The organism is Agathobaculum sp. LCP25S3_E8, assembly GCF_052117165.1.
Lineage (GTDB): Bacteria > Bacillota > Clostridia > Oscillospirales > Butyricicoccaceae > Agathobaculum.
In genome coordinates this window covers 1-356 of sequence record NZ_JBQKJR010000189.1, presented here as the reverse complement: position 1 = coordinate 356, position 356 = coordinate 1, and the positions used below count along the sequence as shown (strand labels likewise).

At 60.7% G+C, this 356-nt stretch carries 1 protein-coding gene; it reads left to right on the top strand.

Annotated elements, in window-relative coordinates; genetic code table 11:
* Positions 1 to 356, top strand: a 356-nt coding sequence (locus ACTQ34_RS18210; RefSeq protein WP_441365001.1) for a hypothetical protein, incomplete at both ends; no start/stop codon positions are given.

Here is a 356-nt window from a genome sequence, read left to right as displayed (position 1 = left end):
CTATGAAACGGTTGAGGATATCATCAAGGTGACCATCAACAAGGCCACCCCCACCGGTACGCCCGCCTACACCGCCATCACCTCCGACGGCAAGACCCTGGCGGACGCGGCACTGACCGTGGGCACCATTACTCCCGCCGGTGGCTCCATCGCGTGGGACGTTGCCGCCGACACCGCTGTGACAGCCAACACCGCCTACAACTGGACTTATACCCCCACTGACGGGGACAACTACAACAATCTGACCGGAAGCATTACGCCCTATGTGGTGTCCTACTCCGGCGGCGGTTCTTCCTCCAACACCACCACCAAAACGGAGAAGAATGAAGACGGCTCCACCACCACGACCGTGACCG